Below are 1,123 nucleotides of genomic sequence, written 5' to 3'. Positions count from 1 at the left end.
TTTAGTGAGGTTTACTTAATATCAGATTGCTAGATGACGCATAATTTTAAAAAGCGTACGTCGACACTCTCTCGGATAACTACAAGTAAGGCAATCTTACAATTGCAGAATGTGGTTAGACTTTCGCGCTGGGAAGGAATTGGGCACTTTCGAGTTAGAAGGTGCCTCGATGACCTCGTATGTGACCTCATGTTGGTGAGCACATGTGGTTTTACTCAATCCCTACTGCACTTGATAGCTCCCTGCTGAGCTGCCGCCTGTAACTTCCACTTGAGCGTTCTGTGTGATTTCATCCACTATCGCGTTAGCTATCGCTTCAGCCATCTTACCTGCCATAGCAAATTCACCATCAAGTACAAAGCCCTGGGCTTTCAATTCGGCTTCTAATTTCTGTTTCAGTGATGCTTTGCTTATTGCCATTATTACTTACCTGCGTAAACGGTTTTGGATACATCGACATGCGGTTTCCCCATGAAGGGGCAAATACTCTCGCCAGTACATACGCCTTTTCCGCCATTGAATTTGATGGTGTCTGCGTCTTCGGTGATGTTCTTAGCTTTGATGGCTCTATTGCCTTTGACGGTTTCGGTGTGGTTACCACCAATTTCTGCGATTCTATCTTCGAGCACTTTGATTTGTTGAGTGAGGCATTCAAGCTTTTCGGCTTGGTCGGTCTTACGTTCAAAGTTGCCTTCCTGGTCAACCAATTGATACACACCTTTTCGCTGTTGGTATCGGCTTTCGCCTTCCTTAATGCCTGGTAGCTTGAACCCCAGTGGCAGCACGCAACGAATAAACGGCTTGTCTGGTTGACCGAACATAAAGCCGAGTTCAACAATACTGCCGATAGCCGGCGGCTCTAGACGTCCCGCATGGTCACCGAGACCAGGAACCGGAAGTGGTACCGCCTGCAGTGGTGGTTTATCTTCATACTCCATGCCCTTTTCATCGAGTAGCTGCACATCCACCGCGTAGTGAGGATAGAAGCGGTCGGATAAGTCCCCTTCTTGCGGTAGCTCTGGCAGTGCCACGACTTTTCCCCACCGTGGTAAATGCCACCGCCCCGTGAATTCTGGGAACAACCTAAAGATGATGCGTTTGATGGTGTTTACATCCATGTGAG

Annotated in this window: 2 protein-coding genes; both read right to left on the bottom strand. The window is 47.9% G+C overall.

Features of this window, described 5'->3' with window-relative positions; all coding sequences use genetic code 11:
- Positions 1-222: 222 nt before the first annotated feature.
- The gene (locus tag JC606_RS23180) at positions 223-420 is read right to left on the bottom strand and encodes a hypothetical protein (protein ID WP_198779560.1); all 198 of its coding nucleotides are present in this window, start codon (positions 418-420) and stop codon (positions 223-225) included.
- A gap of 2 nt (positions 421-422) precedes the next feature.
- Positions 423-1,118: a hypothetical protein gene (locus JC606_RS23175; RefSeq protein WP_198779561.1), complete on the bottom strand. Its 696-nt coding sequence runs from the start codon at positions 1,116-1,118 to the stop codon at positions 423-425.
- Between the last annotated feature and the right edge of the window lie 5 nt (positions 1,119-1,123).

Origin of the sequence: Vibrio sp. IB15 (assembly GCF_016406055.1) — a bacterium.
In the GTDB taxonomy this organism is placed as follows: domain Bacteria; phylum Pseudomonadota; class Gammaproteobacteria; order Enterobacterales; family Vibrionaceae; genus Vibrio; species Vibrio chagasii.
Note: the sequence above shows the minus strand (reverse complement) of the source record. Positions and strands in the feature narration are given on the sequence as shown.

What these genes read in the sequence shown, in the direction of transcription:
- JC606_RS23175 (WP_198779561.1), bottom strand. Translation starts at nt 1,118, where the DNA reads ATGGATGTAAACACCATCAAACGCATCATCTTTAGGTTGTTCCCAGAA.
- JC606_RS23180 (WP_198779560.1), bottom strand. Translation starts at nt 420, where the DNA reads ATGGCAATAAGCAAAGCATCACTGAAACAGAAATTAGAAGCCGAATTG.